Source organism: Auritidibacter ignavus (genome assembly GCF_003703835.1).
Lineage (GTDB): Bacteria > Actinomycetota > Actinomycetes > Actinomycetales > Micrococcaceae > Auritidibacter > Auritidibacter ignavus.
Map to the genome: position 1 here is coordinate 63,535 of NZ_RDQR01000003.1, position 18,737 is coordinate 82,271.

Sequence of the window (18,737 nt, forward strand, 5' to 3'; positions counted from 1 at the left end):
CAATGCTGACGAGCTACGGAGAAAGGGTGTGATCAGCGTTGTCTGAAAACACTGGGAAGAACACCGCAGAAGCGGGAGAACAGCAACCAAACCAAGAGCAGACTGAGTCTACGTTCTCGCAGGAGGACGTGAACCGGATTGTTCAGGAACGGTTGCAACGAGAGAGAGACAAGTTTGCTGACTATGAGGATCTGAAGGCCGCTGCCCAGCGTGCTCAGGAACTTGAATCAGAGAACCAATCATTAGCAGATCGGGTAGCCGAGTTTGAGGCCAAGGAAGAGCAATCCAAGTTGATTGCTGAGGTGTCTGAAGCGACTGGTGTACCGGCTAATGCTTTGCGTGGCACGACCAAAGATGAGTTGGAAGCTCACGCGGAAGTGCTGAAGTCTCTTGTGCAATCCACTGGCCCTGTGATTCCCGGCCAGGAGAAAAGACCAAACAACGTTGAGGATAGCGAAGAGCGGAAAGCCGTTCATGGGCTATTCGGTAACTGACTTATAGAAAGGCATCTATCATGGCCGTTTTCGGTACTAGTGATGCTCAGGTGCTGATGCCTCGCAATATTGCGGATGGCATGATCACCGAGTCTCGCACTCTGTCCACTGTCGCGCAGCTGTCTGGTCGTGAACCGCAGCTTTTTGGTGAAACTGATTACATGATCTTCAATGACTTCCCGAAAGCGGAATTTGTTGAAGAAGGTGACGATAAGTCGTCTACTTCTGGCGGGTACAGCTCGGTGACTGCGAAGCCTCGTAAGGCTCAGGTCACGATGCGGTTCAACCAGGAAGTGCAGTGGGCGTCTGAGGATCACCAGTTGTCCATCTTCCAGGACCTTGCGAATGCTGGTCAGGTCTCCCTGGCTCGCGCCCTGGATCTTGGCCTGATTCACCGTATTAACCCGCTGACTGGTAATACCATCACCGGATGGGATAACTACCTGGACGCTACCGATAAGCGTGTCACCTATGACGGCACTGTTGAGGCGGACCAGGTTGTCCGTGAGGCCGTTGGGTTGTTGCTGCAGCAGGACACTTCCTGGGGTGTGAATGGTTTCGCGGTTGATCCACGGTTCTCTTGGGAGCTGTCGAACCTGCAGACCAAGCTCGCCAATGGTGACCCGTCTGGTATCCAGCGGTACCCGAATCTTGGATTCGGCACCGACATCACCTCATTCATGGGCGTCAACACCGCTCAGGGAAACACCGTCTCTGGTACCCCTGAAGCGGCTGATACAGGTGTTCGTGGCATTGTTGGTGATTTCCAGTCCGGTATTCGTTGGGGTGTCCAGCGGGACCTTCCAGTTGAGCTGATTCGTTTCGGTGACCCTGATGGTCAAGGCGACTTGAAACGCAAGAACCAGATCGCACTGCGTCTTGAGATCGTCTACGGCTGGTACGTGTTCACTGACCGGTTCGCGGTCATTGAGACCGGCGGTGGCGATTCGGGGGAATGACGGCCCGTTATCTTCCAAGCTACTAGCTGCTTGATAACGGGCTGGTCAGACAACAACTAGTTGGGAGGTCCGGTCATGGCTGACACGGTTAAACCGTTTCCATTCGCAACGGTAAAAGAGCTCAAGGCCCGCTGGCCGGACATGCCCGCTGGTTCGGAGGATCACGCAGCGACTCTGCTAGAGGATGCGTCGCAGTTCATTCTGGACATGGTTCCATCGTCTGCTGACGCGAAAGAGTCCACGCGCCGTCGTGTGGTGTGCGCCGTGGTTCGTCGCTCAATGGAAGCGTCTACGGCTGACCTTTCTGGTTTCTCTCAATTCAGCGTTGGCACTGGCCCATTCAGCATGGGAGGGTCACCTGCGAATCCGCACGGAGACTTCTATCTGACAAAGAATGAGAAACGATCACTGGGTGACGGACAGCAGAAAGCGTTCAGTGTCCAAGTCACAGGCCAGGTAGCAGGGTTAGAACAACATCGGCCTTGGTGCTCGTTGATGTTTGGGGCCACCCGTTGTTCCTGTGGGGCTGATATTGCGGGCGAACCGATCTATGAGAGGTGATGACTAATGGTGTGGCCTTTCCCGAGATCCTGGTTCATCACGGTCAAAGTTGAGCGTGGCGGCGGTGGGCTCGACCGGTTTGGTAGGCCGTTGCCGGTCGAAGAGTTTGAAGTGACTAACTGCCTTTTGGGCCCGAAGTCGATGAATAACGAAGACCAGTATGGCGCATGGTCTGATTCTGATGCGGCCTTGTACCACGAAACCCAAATGTTTCAGCAGAACGATTTGATCATCGTTGGTGATGGTCTGATGAATGCTGGCAGGTGGGAGGTTCAGGCGCCGTCGAATCAGTGGCCGTTTGGTACTGAGACGATACTCAGGCGGGTGAATCAGCATGGCGAGGGGGTATAGCAAGAGAACAAAGAATGTGTATTACGAGTCGAAACCGGCTGGTATGCGTGCTCTTGGTGTTTCAAAGGTGGCGTCTAAGGCTGCTGGACTGGGCGCGTCAAGGTTGGTGTCTGCTGCGAATGCGTTGGACCCGAAAGGGAAATACGCGGCGCGAGGTGTCGGCCTGTATGCGGGGTGGGAAAACGAACCGCGTAATGGCGCTGTTGTCGAGGGGCAATGGTATCCAGGCACGACGACAGCGGCCCTGTTGTCAGCTATGAGGCAGGTGTCTCAGAAATGACTGACCCGATGGTATTCCCGAATTTCGTGGCTTCGTTTCTTGGTCATTTCGATGGCCAGGAAATCCTGGGCCACAAGGTGGTGACATCACTGATTTTAACCACGATTGACCCTGCCTCTGGTGAAGTGATCTTGCATGGTCGCAACATGCAGAAGCGAGACGCGAATGGTATGCGAAATCAACGCACCAGGTTCTCACTGTATGGGCATGACTACTGGACTGCTGAGTCAATTGCTGAGGTCATCCATTCATCACTGCTAGATGATGGCGTCACGATTGAGCCAAACATCATGAATCCAGAGCTTGCGTTTTTTGATCATATCGAATCTGAGCAGGCACCCTTCCTACAAGAATCACCCGGTCTAACAAGCATCGTGTTTGTGTTCGACCTTGTGGCCGTGTCACGGTCCATCAATTAATAAGGAGAAAATATTATGGCTACTATTGAAGCGTTGATGGCCGAGGGCCATAATCGTAAGCTTCGCCGGCATGGTGGGCTGAAGCAGATCGTGTATCTTGCGCCTCAGTCTGTCGAAGTTCCGACCTCACTTTTTAGTTCCGGTAACGAGCTGATCGATCCTGTCAGGATTGGGTTCCATCCGGTCGGTCTGCTGACTGATGATGGTGTGGAATTCAACGACAGTTTTGAGGTTGAAGGATCTTCATCTGTCGGGTACACATCGAACACGCGTGAAGATCCCGGCGAGACTGAGCGTGGCATTTCAGTCACGTTGCAGGAATCGTACAACAAGTTTGTTGAAGGCGTGGTCCGGGGTGCTGACTACTCTGGCCTGGAGATGTCAGAGAATGGTGAAGTGGTTTTTGATGACCCGTCGTTGCCCATTCTGACTGAGTACCGTGGCCTGGTTTTGTCCGTGGATGGTCCGCCTGAGGATCAGTGGATTATGGGCAAACTGTATTTCGCGTTGCAGCTGTCCTCCCGTGATGCGTATTCGTGGGCGAAGGGCGTCACGATGGACCGGCCGGTGAGCTTTACTGCACTCGATGATGCGGTTGAAGGCATCCCGTCGCGTGAGATTATTGCTGGCACTGGGCCGCTTCGTCATGCGAAAGCATTGGGTTTTGATATTGCTGCTGGTGGTGGCGACGAGTCGGGGGAATAACAGCCCGTTACCTTCCAAGCTACTAAATGCTTGGTAACGGGATGATCTGTTTTCTAATCATTTTGAAAGGAGCCTGTGATGGCTGAATGGAATGTAGACCTGCCTGCCAAGGCGGTCGAGGGCGCGGATACGCATGTTCAGGATCACAACGCGGTGTACGACGCGATTAAGGAAGTCCGCACCAACGTTGATGCGATCGAACTGACCCCTGGCCCGAAAGGCGCGAAGGGTGACAAGGGCGAGCCTGGCAAGGATGCTGAACCTCAATTCACTGAGGAAGAAGTCGCAGCACTCAAAGCCCTCGCAGCAGGCTAGCCTCACAATACCGGTGGCTGTGGTGTGGCCTCGGGGGATTGCCACGGCCACCTCACCCCCCCACCAAATAGTTTGAGGAGACACAATGTCGAATTTCAAACCCGGCGTGATCTTGACCAAAAAGGATGACCAGCTCGGTACGGTAACCACCAAGCCTGGCACGAAAGCCGAATATAACAACCTGAAACTGCATGGCTGGTCCGAGCAGAAGACAAAACCTGCTACCGGGCAGTCACAGAAGAAGGAGAAGAAAGACTAACTGAGCTGCTTCACTAGCTCAACCACAGCTTTCTTCTGACCATAATCGAACACTGTTTTCTGACCGGCCTGATTAATCGTAAACGTTGTGAGATTCGCAGAGTTTGTGGAACTATCTAGCCCGGTTATTTCTGAGCGGTCGATCGTGTACACGTCTGGCATTCCAGCGATCGTGGAAACCCATAGTAGGCGTTGATCGGTTGTCACCATGACGCCGAACCTTTTTCCCTTGCGGCATGTCAGCGCGTACTCGACCGTCTCAGCGTCTTTAAGCAGATCATTCAGAAGCGCCTTATTCTTGGTGTTCCGTTTGATCTTGTTTGTATCCAACACGTTTTGTAAGTCGTCACGTAAGGCGACCTTTTTTGTCTTAAATAGCATATCCCCACATTATCAGGAGGCCACCATGGCAAAGTCTGACCAGACAAAACCTATCAAATCTCTCGCCGCGCTGCGCAAGGAGCACAAGCCCGCGAAAGCGTTTACGTTCACCGTTGACAAAGACTTGGAACTCATTTTTGAGGACTTCAACTACTTTGATGATGAGCGGTACTTGCGCATGATGGATCTGATGGACAAGGCACATGGCAACACTGCTGATTCGTACAAGGAGCTTGTCTTAGCAAATGATCAGCTCTTTGAAGAGTGGATTGGCGAAGAGGTTTACGAGAAGCTCAAGGCCAAAACCACGATTGTTGAACGTGCACAGATTTCTGCGCAAGCTGGACAGTATTTCAATAATCAGCATGGGGCGGATGACCCAAAAGACAAGTAGTCGGACAACTGGTAGCTAAGTACACCCCGCAGCTTCGCGCAGATTTCGCGTCGAAGTACGGGGTGGACTTAGCACTGCTGGTTGCCGAGAACCGGTATCAAGCCGTCCTGGACTTTTTCTACATGTTGCCGTCGTATTCGCTGACGAACGAGGCGATCATGAATGATCCTGAAGAAGTCGATGCGATGGCGGAGCAGGGATTATTCAAAGAGTCTGATCAGAAGCGTACGACACGTATTTCTGAGGACACGCCGCTTTTGTCTGCGATCAATGACCTGCTGATTGAGCTGCGCATTGCGAATCGTCTTGCAGCGCAGTCGAAAAAGCCTATTGAGATGCCCCCTGAGACGAGTATGCCGCTGGTCAGGGAGGCCCAGTCGCGCGCTAAGAAGACTGACTATGAGGACCTGAAGGCGTTCTTTAGCAGCTGATTAGCGGGCCACTTCATCACGTCGGGAGTCACATTCTGTATGGCTCCTTTTTTGTTCCCAGAAGGTAGGGTGATCCAAATTTCGGTTATCGGTAACGCCCAGGTACTTGTCACGCCTACTTTCTCTGGCTTGCAGTCAGCTATTGGGAGGGGCTTCGTCAAGCCTCTAGAAAAAGGCGTGGGAGCCGCTGATCCCGGGAAACGAATTGGCGACAAGGTCATTTCTGGTCTCGGTAAGGCGCTCAAGGTGGGGGCTGCGGGCACGGTCGCTGTGGGTGCTGGTGTTGTCGCAACAGCGCTCGCCAAAGGATTCCAACGCCTTCAGGACATCGAAGAAGCCCGCGCAAAGCTTAAAGGTCTTGGTCATAGTGGTGAAGAAGTCGAAGCCATCATGGACAACGCACTCAACGCGGTCAAAGGCACAGCCTTTGGCATGGGTGAGGCTGCATCCCTGGCTGCCACGATGGTCGCTGCTGGTATTCAGCCTGGTGAAGATCTAGAGCGTGTGCTGACGTTGGTGGGCGACGCTGCCACGGTTGCAGGCACTGACCTGAATGATATGGGCCTCATCTGGGGTAAAGCTGCGGCGAAGGGCAAGATTGACGGCCAGATTGTCAATCAGATGCTTGAGCGGCAAATCCCTATCTTGGACTTGCTTGCTGACCATTATAATGTGACGGCTGCGGAAGTGTCCGACATGGTGTCGGAGGGAAAAGTCAGCTTTGAGGACTTTGCCGCAGCCATGGAGACTGGTGTTGGCGGGGCCGCCCAGGAATCCGGGGATACGTTTCTTGGCGCTTGGAAGAACACTATTGCGTCTCTGGGTCGCATTGGCGCGTCACTGCTTGGCCCATTGTACGAGGCCGGTAAAGCATTCCTGAACTGGGCTATGGAAGCTTTGGAGCCGGTTGAGGATTGGGCTAAGTCCATGGAGCCGATCATCGCAGACGCGGTGGCAGGATTGGCGAACTGGTTCCAAACTACGTTCCTCCCAATCGCTAGCAATGTTGTTGGCGCGCTCATGGATATTGGGAAATGGATTGTACAGAACCGCGAGTGGATCATCCCACTCACGCTCGCGGTCGGAACGTTCATCACAACGTTCCTTGGCGTGCTTGGAGTCAAGTCCGCGATTGATTCGGTCAAAACTTCATTCGGTGCGCTCAACACAGTCATGAAAGCAAACCCTGTCGGGTTGGTGATCTCTGGTATAGCCGCCCTGGTTGCTGGTTTGACCTGGTTTTTCACACAAACCGAGATAGGTCGCAAACTCTGGGCGACCTTCACTGAGGCACTAGGCACTGCTTTGACCTGGTTATGGGAGACCGTGGTGCAGCCGGTCATCACTTGGATGGGTGATGCGTTCACATGGTTGTGGGAGTCTGTGATCTCACCGGTTGTCGATTGGATTGTTGCGGCCTGGCAGTGGCTCGGTGAGGTTTTCACTGCCATCAGCGGCGGGATCGGCACCACGGTAGACGGTATCGGCTCCGCTTTCTCGTGGCTCTGGGAATCAGTCATCCAGCCAGTCACCTCGTGGATTGCTGACGCCTGGAATGCAACGGTCGGATTCATTCAAGCTGCCTGGGAAAACGTTCTGAAGCCAGTGTGGGATGCGGTAGCAACCGTTTTGCAGTGGCTGTGGGATGCCGTGGTCTTCGTGGTTTTTACGGCGATCTGGACGTACTGGCAAGTCATGTCCACGACAATGCAGGCCGCTTGGGAGTACATACTTAAACCGGTCTGGGACGCGGTCGCTGCGGTCGCTACTTGGTTGTGGGAAAACATTCTCAGCCCAGTGTTTTCGTGGATTGCTGATAAGTGGCAGTACGTGGTTCTCGCGCTTCAATTTTATTGGGAAACTGTTTGGAAACCCGTTTTCGATGCTGTTGCTTTTGTTGCTCAATGGTTGTGGAATAATGTTTTGTCGCCCGTGTTCTCATGGATCGGTGACAAGTGGTCTGTGATGGTTACCGGGATGTCGTTGGCGTGGCAGAATATTCTAAAACCCGCTTGGGATTATCTGGCCACTATCGCTCAATGGTTGTGGAACAGTGTTTTGTCCCCCGTGTTCTCGTGGATTGGTAACCACTGGCAATCCATGGTCGACAGCATGGTTTGGGCTTGGCAGAATGTTTTGAAGCCGACGTGGGATTATCTTGCCGACATCGCTTTCTGGTTATGGAACGCTGTCTTGTCGCCCGTGTTCTCGTGGATTGGTAACCACTGGCAATCCATGGTCGACAGCATGGTTTGGGCTTGGCAGAATGTTTTGAAGCCGACGTGGGATTATCTTGCTGACATCGCTTTCTGGTTATGGAACGCTGTACTGTCCCCGGTTTTCACGTGGATCGGTGACAAATGGTCGTCAATGTCAGGCCTCATGTCCGACGTTTACCACAATGGCATCAAACCGGTTATTGACTGGTTTGGGGACAAGATGGAGAACCTTAAATCCCGGTTCAAAACAGCCGTGGAGAACATCCAAAAGCAGTGGGACCGGCTGAAAGGGATCGCGGCTAAACCGATTAAGTTCGTCATCCAGGATGTCTTCAACGACGGCCTGATCAACGCACTGAATAAGGTTCCTGGGGTTAACATTCCGGACATTCCGGAGCCGGGTTGGATTAACGAGTACGCGACCGGTGGTTGGACTGGTCCTGGTGGCAAGTTCCAGCCTGCTGGTGTTGTTCACGCCGATGAGTTCGTGATCCGCAAGTCGTCGCGTCGCCGGTTTGAACGTTTGCACCCTGGCCTGTTGTCGCACATCAACGAGCACGGGGACCTTGAAGGGTACGCGTCTGGCGGGCTCGTTAAACCTGTGAATGGTCCTGTCACGTCGAAGTTTGGTCCACGGTGGGGTGGCCACCACTCGGGTGTTGACTGGGCCGTCCCAACTGGGACACCTGTTCGGGCCGCGCTGGCTGGCACGGTGGCACGCACAGGGTGGAACATCGTCACAGGCCGTACCGGGATCGGCGTTCTGTTGAACCACCCAGGAAACAGGAACACGTATTACGGCCACTTGCAGAAAGCTAAAGTAGCCGCAGGTGATGACGTTTCTAAAGGCCAGACTATTGCGTTATCAGGTAACACCGGTAACAGTACTGGCCCTCACTTGCACTTTGAAACCTGGTCTGGTGGGAAACCTGTTGATCCGCTGAAACACATGGGTGGAATCCCCGAAGGTGACGACGACGGCGGCGGCGGCTGGTTTGACTGGTTTGACCCGTTAGCACCATTCAAAGCGCTTGGCAAGAAAATCACCAAATGGATAACCGATAAGTTCCCTCACGCGGAATACATTTTGGACGCGTCAATCGGTCTGGCCAAACAGGCGTTTGATTCCATGCTGGAATGGGCGAAAAGCAAAATCGGTCTTTCCTCTGGTGACAATGAGGGCGGTGACGCTGAACCATCTGGTTCTGTTGTGGATCAGGTCAGGGACGTTGCCAAACGGTTCGGCTGGCACACCGGTCAGCAGTGGTCCGCTTTGTCGGATTTGATTCAGCGTGAATCGTCGTGGAACCCGAACGCCGCGAACCCGTCCTCAAGTGCGAGGGGGTTGTTCCAGAAGATGACATCCTTGCACGGTCCGGTTGAGTCTACTGCGGCTGGTCAGGCTAATTGGGGTTTGAATTACATTAAGGGCCGTTATGGTAGCCCTGTTTCAGCGTTGAACTTCCACAAACGGCATAACCATTATGATACTGGTGGTTTGGTTGACCCGAAACCGATCTTGCGTGATCAGGGTGGTGTTCTTCCTCCTGGTTTGTCGATGGTGCTGAATAACACTGGCCGGAATGAGTATGTGATGAATCAGCGGAATTTGCATGATTTGGAGCGTGCTTTGCAGTCCCGTCGTGGTGCTCAGCATGGTTCGACCATGAATTTCTATGGTGATGTGTTGACTCAGTCGCCTGCCGAGTTTGCGCAGGAAGTTCATAAGGAAGCTCGTCGTAAAGCTTCGTTGGCTGTGCCATTCTAGGGAGGTTATTCGTTATGCCGTTTCGTGAGAGCGCGTTGATGCCTCCGGTGTTCCAGTCGCCGCGGGGTGATCGCAGGGATCATAAGCCGCCTGTGGTGTCGATCAAGCCGTCTGGTGAGCCGATGGAGTCTGGTATCCGGTTGCACCACAACCAGCGGCGTGAGGGGTATTTCCTTAAGAAGGATGTTGAGGGCCTTGGTGTTGCGCCGGTGTCGGTGGAGGCCGCTGAGTTGGCGTCTGGTGGGTCGGTGTTCAGGCATGCCCGGTTGGAGGCTGGTGACATGTTTTTGCCGATCCACCTACACACGCCGGTGCCTTCGACGTTGCCTCAGATGTTTGACCGGCTAGTCCAGATTGTGCAGCCTGGTCAGAAACGGTTTTTTGATGTGATCGTGTTTGACCCGTACTCGCAGGGGACGCGCACCCGGAAGTTGATGGCCACGGAGATCACTGATCCTACGCGTCATAATTATTGGTGGTGGACGGTCGGGATCACGGCGCAGTTTTTTGACCCGTTTTGGTATGGGCAGGTGCGTGAGTTGCGGCGTCGTCTGGGCAACATTGAGAAGAAGTTCATTACGGCGAAGCCTGATCCGAACGGGTATGAGTTCCCGTTTTTCCCGGTGCGTATCGGTGGCTCAGTTGTCCAAGGCGAATATGAACTCCAGGTGGCTGGTGATGCGCCGGCGTATTGGTCTGCTGTTGTTACCCCACTTGGTGAGGATTTGTTGATCCAGAACGCGCAGGGGGAACGCATTTTTGTGCATGGCAGGGTTGATGAACCAATCCTGATTCAAACCAGACCGCAAGAACAAGACATAACGTTGGCTGATGGGACGCCAATTTGGGATCGTATCGACCCTGGAGATGATGACTTCTTCCCGTTGCATCCTGGCCGGAACCATATTCACGTGTCGATGGTTGGCGCTAATCAGCAGTCGGAGATTTTGATCCGGTATCGTGAGGCGTTTTTTCATGCGATCGGTGGTGGCAGCTAGTGATCCACGCTGACTTTTATAACCGGGATTTGCAGCGTCTTGGGCGGATCCCGATCCTGGGTGGTAGCGCGGTGATCCGCAATAACGCGGTGTCTACCGGTGTGCTTGACGTGAACGGCAATAGCCCATTGTGGCGGCGGTTTGAGACTGACCCCCGCTACCGGTTAGAGGGCGGGCACGTGGCCGTCTACGACGGCAAAGATCAGTTGATCGCGGGTAAGCTCAAACAATATGTTGAAACGAATACCAGCGGGTTGAAAGATATTGAGCTGCATTTCGAGTGCCACCTGTCCTACGTGCACGGGATGATCACACTACCGAGTCCGAACCGTGCACCGGAGTCACAGACTGTGCGACCTTACTACCGTGAAACCGGGCCAGCCGAAACGGTCATCAAAGACGCCGTGAGACTGCATGTGAGCCAAAACGCGCCGCGTGCTGAGAATCGGAACCCGATCATCGTGGACCTGCCTGAGGGTCGCGGTAAGAGGGTCACGATCAATTCCCGCTTCCAGAATCTGCTTGAGGAATTGCAAGCGGTCAGCAAGAACTCCGGTGTCGTGTTTTTCTCGTACTTGGACCATGAGACCTCGCAGATCCGGTTTGGTGTACGCAAACCCAACGACTACCGCCGATCCATCAGGTTGCGTGAGGCCAATGGCAGCGTCGAGCAATACTCGTATTCTCTCGAAGCTCCCACGGCGTCACGCGTGCTGGTCGCAGGCCAAGGTGAAGGCACAGGCCGCATGCTGAGACTGGTCGAATCCGATCAGACCGATTGGGAAGTCAAAACACTCTTATTCCAAGACCGGCGCGACACCGAAGAAGCCAAAGAACTCATCAAGGCCGGGGAAGACACCCTAGCTGATCATGTGGAGAAGCAGTCGATCACCATTGACACGTCCATGATGGGCAATCTCAAATACGGGCGGGACTTCACCAGGGGCGATCTGATCACCGTGCAGTTGACGGATAAGACTAACATCCAGGACACGTTACAGCGGGTGGAGCTCAACTGGGACAAAGGCGGCACCACATACAAGGTATCTGTTGGTCCGGTCATGGAAGAACCCGACGCGAACGATGGCAAAGTCCGTGAGCTGATCAAAGAGTTACGCGCCGAACTACGCCGCACACAAAACAACTAACCGCGTTTACTCCCCTAGCCGCTCACTTGGGCGGGTTATTTGTTTAAACAAGGAGCACCTATGACTGAAATGCCATCCCCATATGACATCATTCAAGACGAACGAATCGATGGACTTTCAGAGCTTGTCACCCCCTACTATAAGCCGCCTGGTGAACAGGAATATTCATTCCCGGTCGTTGGGCAGGGAGTGTCATCTGAGATGTTCCAACAAATCAGCCGCGCAGCTGGGACAGGCGTGTTTGTCCAGCATGACGCAGAAGGGGCACAATCACCATACCGGCTCACCAGGCTGCCAGGCGGTGACGCTGAAACCAATGCCAAGAACCAGATGATGCTCCGAACTTCAAATGCCACAGGCAGGTCAGAAGCCGCCATCGAGGGATTCTTCCATACGCAACTCGAAGACATGCCGGTGAGTTTTCCGCCCGTGACCACACCGACAACCTACTATCTGGCGCTGACGTATGATCCCCGTCGTGAGGAAGAAGAAGCCGGCCCAATCAGCGTCGAAGTACACGCCAACAAACTACCAACAACGCACGGCAGGAAACACATTGTCCTGTACACGCTGCGACGCGAACCAAACCAGCTCTTGACGCAGGCCACCACTCAGCAGCACAAGCCCTGGCTAGGGCATGTAATCAACGTGTGGCGGTACAACGATCTGCCAGAACCGACAAGCGTGGAGTACGGGACGTTCGCGGTGGTCATCAACCACCAGAAGGGCAACGGCGGTGTCCCAGACCTGTACACCAACCGCAGTGGTCATGGATGGATATCAATTCTTCAAGACGATAAGTTCGATGTCACCTATTTGCAGAACAACTGGGAAAACTATCGTGAATTTGGGAATCTCAAGGGCACTATTTCTCGTGGGGTCGTTCACTTGCAGGGCACGGTCCGGCGTGGTGTTTGGATCGCTGGCCGCAATATCGCAACCGTGCACAGAAGGGCCGCGCCAGCTAAAACCTGCTTCCTGGACGTCAGGTCAGCAAGCTCAACTAACCGTCCTGACATTCGCATTAACGCCGATGGGGAAATTTTCATCAACGGGACCGGCAGGATCGGTAACCCTTCGTTTCTGACGTTTGATGGTGTCAGCTACCCGCTCGGCGCGTAAGGAGCACATTTTCATGGATTTTTCTGATTTGACTAATGAGGAAATGTACGAACTCATGCACCAATTGGAAAACGAACTTGTGACACGTCAAAACCGGGAAGCGCTCGCACGCGACATCAATGACGTGCTGCTCACAGCACGACTGAACGGGGCCGCGCGCGAGCCAGCAGACGAATGGACCCACACCCCGCCCATTGATGAGGCGTTCGCGCTCGGAGAAACCACTGTGAAGGACGGGGAAACATTCGTGTCGCAGCTCCCCATCAACGTGTGCACGCCTGGACACTGCAAGACTGCCTGGAAAAAACACGACCCCGACACACCATGATGCGCGGCGGGGAAAGTCACCACCACGGCCGGAGAGGAGGCCGGAACCAATGTCAGAAGGCGCACCAACACGCGGTGAAGCACTCTCCCGCGTGGCAACCTACGTCCTCATGTTCACCGCAGGCACATGGGTGATCCTCACACCGCCGAGGACGATTGAGGGCATCATCGGAACAACATCAACCTTCGTTTGGGGAGCCCTCCTACTCCTTGCGTCCGTCGCGGCCGTCGCGGCGTTGCTGATGAAATGGCGCGTCGAGCTAACGGTACTCCCACTGCTCATCGCAGGAGTTGGCATTTACGCGGCCGCTGTCTGGGCCGACGTGCCCGAAACAATCACGCGTGGGCCACAAGCGTGTATTCTCACGGCGTTCGCGGTCGGGCTAGGCACTCGGCTCCTTTCGCTCAGAGCGCTCGCAAAGAAACACGCTGCACAACATCGGAGGTGACTGTGGACTCAGGCTGGTTGACTCTCCTCATCACTCTTCTTGGAGGGACCGGTCTCGGTGGGACAGTCGCTGGCATCTACTCGGCCAGAGCCTCCGCTAGGACCGGTCAATCTGGGAATGAGGTCGAAGCCGCGAAAGCGGCAACAGCGAACTGGGACGCATTCACAACGAAAATCCTGGCCCGCGTGGACGCGCTCGAAGCGAAAGTGAAACATCTGGAAGCTGATCGTGCTGTTGACGCGGCTTGGATCAGTCTACTCCAGGAGCACATTTGGTTGGGGAAGCCGCCGCCGCCTCCGAACCGGCCACCACGGGACCCTCGTTGATTGAATGATGCGCGGGTTTGCCTGTTCCTGGACGTGACATGCGGTACATCAACGATTCATTCTGACCATCCTGTGTGGTGGTCGTTTTTTTCTGCCGAACGAAGGAGACAAAAATGGTCATGTACACGGGCCTTGCGCGGGTCGCCAGAAAGACTGGCTACCCGGTGGTCGAGGTCAAGGGTTGGAAGCGACGAGGGTACGGGCAAATGTCCGGTGCCCGCTCGGTCATGTGCCACCACACGGCCGGGCCACGAAACGGGAACTATCCGTCCCTGGGTGTGGTCCGGGATGGTCGGCCGGGCATCCCAGGGCCGTTGGCTCACTATGGGCTTGGTCGTGACGGAACAATTTATGTGATTGCCGCCGGCCGGGCAAATCACGCGGGCAAAGTCAGCCACACGAATTACACGAACTCTTACAGTATCGGTATTGAGGCTGAGAATACCGGTCGCGGCGAACAATGGGGCTCGGCGCAAATGGACGCTTACGTGAAACTCTGTGCTGAGCTGTGCAAAGAATTCCGTTTGGACATGTCACGGGTCATTGGCCATAAGGAGGCGGCGGTCCCGCGTGGCCGTAAAGTGGACCCGACCTTCAACATGACCACGTTCCGTAACGCAGTCAAACGTGGCTACTGGAAAACACCAACAACTACCCCAACAGCAACACCATCGACGAAGAAGGGATCATGGTTCGACATGGCAACTAAAGATGACCTGAGACAAGTCCTGCGTGAAGAGCGTAAGCAAGCATGGCTGTACAAGGGCAAAAACGAGGATTGGGACACCTACGCATACTTGCGCAAGACCCACCGCCTGTTAGAGAACCTGTCTGACACGGTTGGCCGTAAAGTCTGGTCCTACAAAAACCATCTCACCGACACTGATATTTACGCGTTCGTTCGGGCAACCCATCGGCAAGTGATGGCCGCACAGGGTGAACGTGAAGGGTTGCTGAAAGCGGTTGAGGCGCTCGCGGCGGGTAAGAAAATCAACCTTGAAGAAGTCCGTGAGGCCGCCGAGAAGGGTGTCTCGGACGCGCTTGGCAGTTTAGAGGCTGACGTCACCCTTACTGTTAGCGCTGGCCAGGACGAAGAGCGCGAACAGGAAGAGCGAAAGGAGTAGCACAACGTGACTATTTGGACTAAAGCTTTCTGGAAGGGCGCCCTGGACCGGGCAATTAAAACGTTTTTTCAAACCTTTGTTGCGGTCCTGGTTGCCGGGGTCGGCGCTGACGCTGTCGGTATCTCGGCCGGTATTCTTGACGCGCCGTGGCTGGCCGCGCTGAGCGTCTCAGCCCTAGCAACGTTCCTGTCCATTGCTACCGCTGTGGGTAATGCTGACAACACCGCGAAAGATGCGTCGCTGGACTCTGGCCGTGGTGTATAGGCTCGGGTGATCCTGCGACAACGGTTTAGGCCGCCTCGCTTACTCATTGGGTAGGTGGGGCGGCCCCCTTTTTTTGTCTTAAAAAGGGTTATGCCAGCGAACATATAACCGTGTGTGCTCGCGGTCGAGAGTTAGTCTGTTTGGACACCGCATCCTGCCCCCTTTTTCCCCGTCCAGAACAGCCGTCCAAATTGCTTGTTCCACCTGTGGTTCCACCCAGTACCCCGAAAACACAGAACCCGCCAGACCCAAAATCTGGCGGGTTCCCTGCTACCCCGCGGGAGTAGCCACTGTAGGGCGTGTGGGACTTGAACCCACGACAAAAGGATTATGAGTCCTCTGCTCTGACCAACTGAGCTAACGCCCCAAGGCTCAAGAATCTATCGTAGCGTAGCTTCGGGGAGCAACTGAGTTGCTTCTTCAAGGGTGGCGCCACGGTACAGTGCTTCCAACACATCAACGCTAGCGGACTCAGAGTGCCGCAATGCGATCTGATACGAGCGCTCGCCCATCTTCTGGCGTTCGGCCGGAGCTGCCAGTAAAACCCGTTGCAACTTATCCGCTAAGTCTCCAGCGTCGCCAGGAGTGAACAGATACCCATTCTCTCCTTCATTGACCAAATGTGGGAGCGCCAACGCGTTGGCCAGGATCACCGGCTTCTGTGCGCTCATCGCCTCCAGAGAGACCAAAGACTGCAATTCAGCTGTTCCTGGTTGGCAGAACGCATCGGCCCGCAAATAAGCGACTCGCAGTTCCTCATCACTAAGATGACCCAAAAACCGGACCCGATCATCGACCCCCAGGGACTCAGCCAGATCCCACAACCGGTACCGCTGCTCACCGTCACCGACGATTTCTGCATGAATCTCCGGTCCAGTATGGCTCAGCGCACGCAGGAGCACATCAATATTCTTCTCCACGGCCAGCCGGCCGACAAACAACACCGTCGGGTATGGGTTTTTGGGGATTTCTTCGCCCTCGGCAAGCTGATATTTTGCCGCATTAATGCCGTTAGAAACCGGTAGCACCAAATCTAGGCCCGCTCGCTCGCGCATCGTTTGAGCTGACAGCGGGGTCGGTGTTGTCACGGCGACGGCTTTACCCATTAGTCGTCCCATATCGCGCCAGGAATTCTTCGACACAATATTACGGAACCACTGCGGAAACGGAAGGAAGGGGTCCAAATTCTCCGGCATAAAGTGATTGGTGCACACGGTACGAATCCGCCGCTTCTCAGCTTGTAAGATCGCTGCCTCACCGATCATGTAGTGGCACTGCGCATGTACAACATCAGGTTTGATCTCATCCAAAAGCGCCCCAATCGCCTGTCCCGCATGCGATCGCGAAACCAGCCGATAGGTTTCGTGGGTCGGCGCCGGACACGACTTCAGACGGTGCACGGTTGCCTCGTCGCGGTACTGGACCGTGTCAGGCCCCGCCTCGTTGCGGGCCGAGACCACGTGGACATGATGACCGCGCCGATGCAGTTCAGTGGCAAGACGGAAACATACGGTTGCGGCCCCGTTGACGTCTGGCGGATAGGTATCGGCAGCGATCAGGAGGGTCAGCGGGCCGGATTCAGGTACGGGCACAAGCTTCCTTTGGTATGCGGGATAGGCAACGGGAATATTTGCTAGCTAACATATCAACTCGTTGCACGACTGTCATGGAAGCAGACAACAAGGCGGTTCTCAACCGAATCGCCTTTTTTAGTCGGATGCCGAGCTACCTCGTTCGTGCAGTCCGTGGCTGAGGTCTTCACTCGGCTCGTGAGTATAAGCCATGGACCAGCTTCGACGGTGGCGCGGATTAATGTTCTGGGAGCGTAACGAGTTGTACTTTTGAATACCTCGCCAGGCGTAGTCAACCGCGGCCAACACGTGACCGGCACTACCAGGGATCAAAAAGACGTAAGCAATCAGGTTCAACCAGTTAGACTCAGCGACTCCCTGGGCCAGGACCAGGGCCGGGATACCAATCATCAGCAACGCGGTGCGAACCTTGCCCAGCACTGTGACCTCAAGTTCTGGGCTACCCAGAAATAAGAACGCCATCAGGATAGCCAGCAACAGGTCTGGCACAATCAGGCTGAGTGCTAACCACCACGGAGCGAAACCAGACAGTGCCACCGACACCACGACGATGATAATCCCGATGCGGTCGGCCACCGGATCCAGCCACTTTCCAACCGTGGAAATTTGGTTCAGTCGCCGTGCTAAATATCCGTCAATCCAGTCGGTGGAGAACAACACCACCAAAGTGATGAATGCCCAGACATACTCATCAATGACCAGCAACCAGACAAAGACCGGCACCAGCAAAAACCGGACAAAGGTGATGATATTGGGTATGGTCAGCCACCGGTCGGTGACAACATAGTCAATATCGTCGCGGGTACCTGCACCAATCAGTCGCATCAGGACGGTCCTGAGCTCCATCGGGTGGTAAGAGCCACAGGGTTAGTCCTTCTTTTTGTTCAGACGACGGACTAAGACAGCGAAAGTAGTCACCGAAGCACCCAGCAGAGTCAATGGAGCCCAGCGGTCTTTGACGAATTCACCTGCGTCGTTGACTTTCTCGCCTGCTGCTGCCGCGGTCGAGTAGGAAGAAACCGGACGCAACTGTTCTGCACGGGTAGCCGAATCGACGCGCCCCAGGGCGTGGTCGGTGAAGGTCGCCAGCTGGGCTTTGACGTCAGTCTTCTCATTCAGGCCGGAGCGAATGTCACCGAGGTGACGGCGACGCAAGTCCATGCGGTGGCGGATTTCGTCATCGCTGGGCTTGATATCAGGAATGCCCTCAGGTGCCTCACCGCGCTTGATCGCGGCTTTTTGTTCCTTCTGCGCCTGCTTGATGAGTTCTTTCTCGCGCTCTTTATCGATCTTCTTCTGCTCGGCCTTTTCGGCCTCGAGGCGATCGAACTCCACTGGGTCGAATGCGTTACCTTCCGTGAGGTATCCAATGTCGTGCTTGACCCCGCGAATCAGGTCAGCGGGAACAAGAGGCATCGCAGCCATGATTCGCCAAGCGCCAATACCGATCAGGATCAGAGTCAGAACGAAGGCTCCCAGAGCGGTCCAGAGTGCCGCAACCCAGATATTGGTTTGAGTAGCAAAGCCTCCGATCATTGCCACGATCAAGGCCACGATGGTGATAAACAGGAACAAGAGGCCGACAACCGCAAATCCGGCCCCTACCCCGATGGTCACACCTTTGGAAGTGGCATGAGATTTTAGTAGTTGGAGGTTGTCCTTTAACTGTTTCGGCACCAGGCGCGAGCCAGTTGTGGCCAGATCCATCAGCGAGCTGGACCGAGTCTGATCTGAGACGGTCGGGGCACTCTTCTGAGCCATTCGAAAATTCCTACTCTCCACGGGAGGTGTTCAGTACCAGCAACAAACTATCATGACCGGTGCACCGACGAGAACCATCGGGCCCTCGTCG

General features: G+C 54.8%; 21 protein-coding genes and 1 tRNA gene. 17 read left to right on the top strand and 5 right to left on the bottom strand.

The annotated features are described in order from the left end of the window. Positions 1–38: 38 nt before the first annotated feature. The 7 genes from DYI20_RS02790 to DYI20_RS12265 all read left to right on the top strand — a co-directional run bounded on the left by DYI20_RS02790 (position 39) and on the right by DYI20_RS12265 (position 4,343). Complete coding sequence (locus tag DYI20_RS02790) at positions 39–494, top strand: hypothetical protein (RefSeq protein ID WP_122548814.1); 456 nt, start codon at positions 39–41, stop codon at positions 492–494. Positions 495–514: 20 nt separating this feature from the next. After that, a complete protein-coding gene (locus tag DYI20_RS02795; protein ID WP_122548815.1) occupies positions 515–1,453 on the top strand; it encodes a phage major capsid protein in 939 nt (312 codons plus the stop codon). Between the two features lie 567 nt (positions 1,454–2,020). Beyond that, positions 2,021–2,365, top strand: coding sequence for a hypothetical protein (locus DYI20_RS02805; RefSeq protein ID WP_122548817.1), 345 nt, complete (start codon positions 2,021–2,023; stop codon positions 2,363–2,365). 276 nt (positions 2,366–2,641) lie between these two features. Next, positions 2,642–3,064 carry a hypothetical protein gene (locus tag DYI20_RS02815; protein WP_122548819.1) on the top strand — a complete coding sequence of 141 codons (423 nt, stop codon included), beginning with the start codon at positions 2,642–2,644 and terminating at the stop codon, positions 3,062–3,064. 15 nt (positions 3,065–3,079) lie between these two features. After that, a complete protein-coding gene (locus tag DYI20_RS02820; protein WP_122548820.1) occupies positions 3,080–3,769 on the top strand; it encodes a hypothetical protein in 690 nt (229 codons plus the stop codon). 78 nt (positions 3,770–3,847) lie between these two features. After that, positions 3,848–4,084 carry a hypothetical protein gene (locus DYI20_RS02825; protein WP_122548821.1) on the top strand — a complete coding sequence of 79 codons (237 nt, stop codon included), beginning with the start codon at positions 3,848–3,850 and terminating at the stop codon, positions 4,082–4,084. 85 nt (positions 4,085–4,169) lie between these two features. Then, positions 4,170–4,343: a hypothetical protein gene (locus DYI20_RS12265; RefSeq protein WP_166769916.1), complete on the top strand. Its 174-nt coding sequence runs from the start codon at positions 4,170–4,172 to the stop codon at positions 4,341–4,343. Here the strand turns inward: DYI20_RS12265 and DYI20_RS02830 are convergent. Further along, a complete protein-coding gene (locus DYI20_RS02830; protein WP_122548822.1) occupies positions 4,340–4,723 on the bottom strand; it encodes a PH domain-containing protein in 384 nt (127 codons plus the stop codon). The two genes, DYI20_RS12265 and DYI20_RS02830, sit on opposite strands and share 4 nt — an antisense overlap. A gap of 25 nt (positions 4,724–4,748) precedes the next feature. On the opposite strand from DYI20_RS02830, the gene DYI20_RS02835 reads away from it, so the two are divergent. From DYI20_RS02835 to DYI20_RS02885, 10 genes are all read left to right on the top strand, one after another. Further along, complete coding sequence (locus DYI20_RS02835) at positions 4,749–5,117, top strand: hypothetical protein (RefSeq protein WP_122548823.1); 369 nt, start codon at positions 4,749–4,751, stop codon at positions 5,115–5,117. 62 nt (positions 5,118–5,179) lie between these two features. Next, on the top strand, positions 5,180–5,548 hold the full coding sequence (locus DYI20_RS02840; protein ID WP_122548824.1) for a hypothetical protein: 369 nt from the start codon (positions 5,180–5,182) through the stop codon (positions 5,546–5,548). 39 nt (positions 5,549–5,587) lie between these two features. Continuing rightward, the gene (locus DYI20_RS02845) at positions 5,588–9,535 is read left to right on the top strand and encodes an aggregation-promoting factor C-terminal-like domain-containing protein (RefSeq protein ID WP_122548825.1); all 3,948 of its coding nucleotides are present in this window, start codon (positions 5,588–5,590) and stop codon (positions 9,533–9,535) included. Between the two features lie 14 nt (positions 9,536–9,549). Further along, positions 9,550–10,533 carry a hypothetical protein gene (locus DYI20_RS02850; protein WP_122548826.1) on the top strand — a complete coding sequence of 328 codons (984 nt, stop codon included), beginning with the start codon at positions 9,550–9,552 and terminating at the stop codon, positions 10,531–10,533. Beyond that, positions 10,533–11,681: a Gp37-like protein gene (locus tag DYI20_RS02855; protein ID WP_122548827.1), complete on the top strand. Its 1,149-nt coding sequence runs from the start codon at positions 10,533–10,535 to the stop codon at positions 11,679–11,681. The genes DYI20_RS02850 and DYI20_RS02855 overlap by 1 nt, the downstream gene beginning before the upstream one ends. 60 nt (positions 11,682–11,741) lie before the next feature. After that, positions 11,742–12,803: a hypothetical protein gene (locus tag DYI20_RS02860; RefSeq protein ID WP_122548828.1), complete on the top strand. Its 1,062-nt coding sequence runs from the start codon at positions 11,742–11,744 to the stop codon at positions 12,801–12,803. A gap of 13 nt (positions 12,804–12,816) precedes the next feature. After that, the gene (locus tag DYI20_RS02865; RefSeq protein ID WP_122548829.1) at positions 12,817–13,131 is read left to right on the top strand and encodes a hypothetical protein; all 315 of its coding nucleotides are present in this window, start codon (positions 12,817–12,819) and stop codon (positions 13,129–13,131) included. Positions 13,132–13,222: 91 nt separating this feature from the next. Then, complete coding sequence (locus DYI20_RS02870) at positions 13,223–13,579, top strand: hypothetical protein (RefSeq protein ID WP_166769913.1); 357 nt, start codon at positions 13,223–13,225, stop codon at positions 13,577–13,579. A gap of 439 nt (positions 13,580–14,018) precedes the next feature. Further along, the gene (locus DYI20_RS02880; RefSeq protein WP_122548832.1) at positions 14,019–15,029 is read left to right on the top strand and encodes an N-acetylmuramoyl-L-alanine amidase; all 1,011 of its coding nucleotides are present in this window, start codon (positions 14,019–14,021) and stop codon (positions 15,027–15,029) included. Positions 15,030–15,035: 6 nt separating this feature from the next. After that, complete coding sequence (locus DYI20_RS02885; protein ID WP_208392245.1) at positions 15,036–15,293, top strand: holin; 258 nt, start codon at positions 15,036–15,038, stop codon at positions 15,291–15,293. Between the two features lie 293 nt (positions 15,294–15,586). Here the strand turns inward: DYI20_RS02885 and DYI20_RS02890 are convergent. The 4 genes from DYI20_RS02890 to DYI20_RS02905 all read right to left on the bottom strand — a co-directional run bounded on the left by DYI20_RS02890 (position 15,587) and on the right by DYI20_RS02905 (position 18,646). Next, positions 15,587–15,660: transfer RNA gene (locus DYI20_RS02890), tRNA-Ile, on the bottom strand. A 13-nt stretch (positions 15,661–15,673) separates the two neighbouring features. Continuing rightward, positions 15,674–16,885, bottom strand: a complete 1,212-nt coding sequence (locus tag DYI20_RS02895) for a glycosyltransferase (protein ID WP_110098727.1) — start codon at positions 16,883–16,885, stop codon at positions 15,674–15,676. 117 nt (positions 16,886–17,002) lie between these two features. Beyond that, complete coding sequence (locus tag DYI20_RS02900; protein ID WP_110101686.1) at positions 17,003–17,710, bottom strand: CDP-alcohol phosphatidyltransferase family protein; 708 nt, start codon at positions 17,708–17,710, stop codon at positions 17,003–17,005. A gap of 42 nt (positions 17,711–17,752) precedes the next feature. Next, positions 17,753–18,646, bottom strand: coding sequence for a phage holin family protein (locus DYI20_RS02905; RefSeq protein WP_110098728.1), 894 nt, complete (start codon positions 18,644–18,646; stop codon positions 17,753–17,755). Between the last annotated feature and the right edge of the window lie 91 nt (positions 18,647–18,737).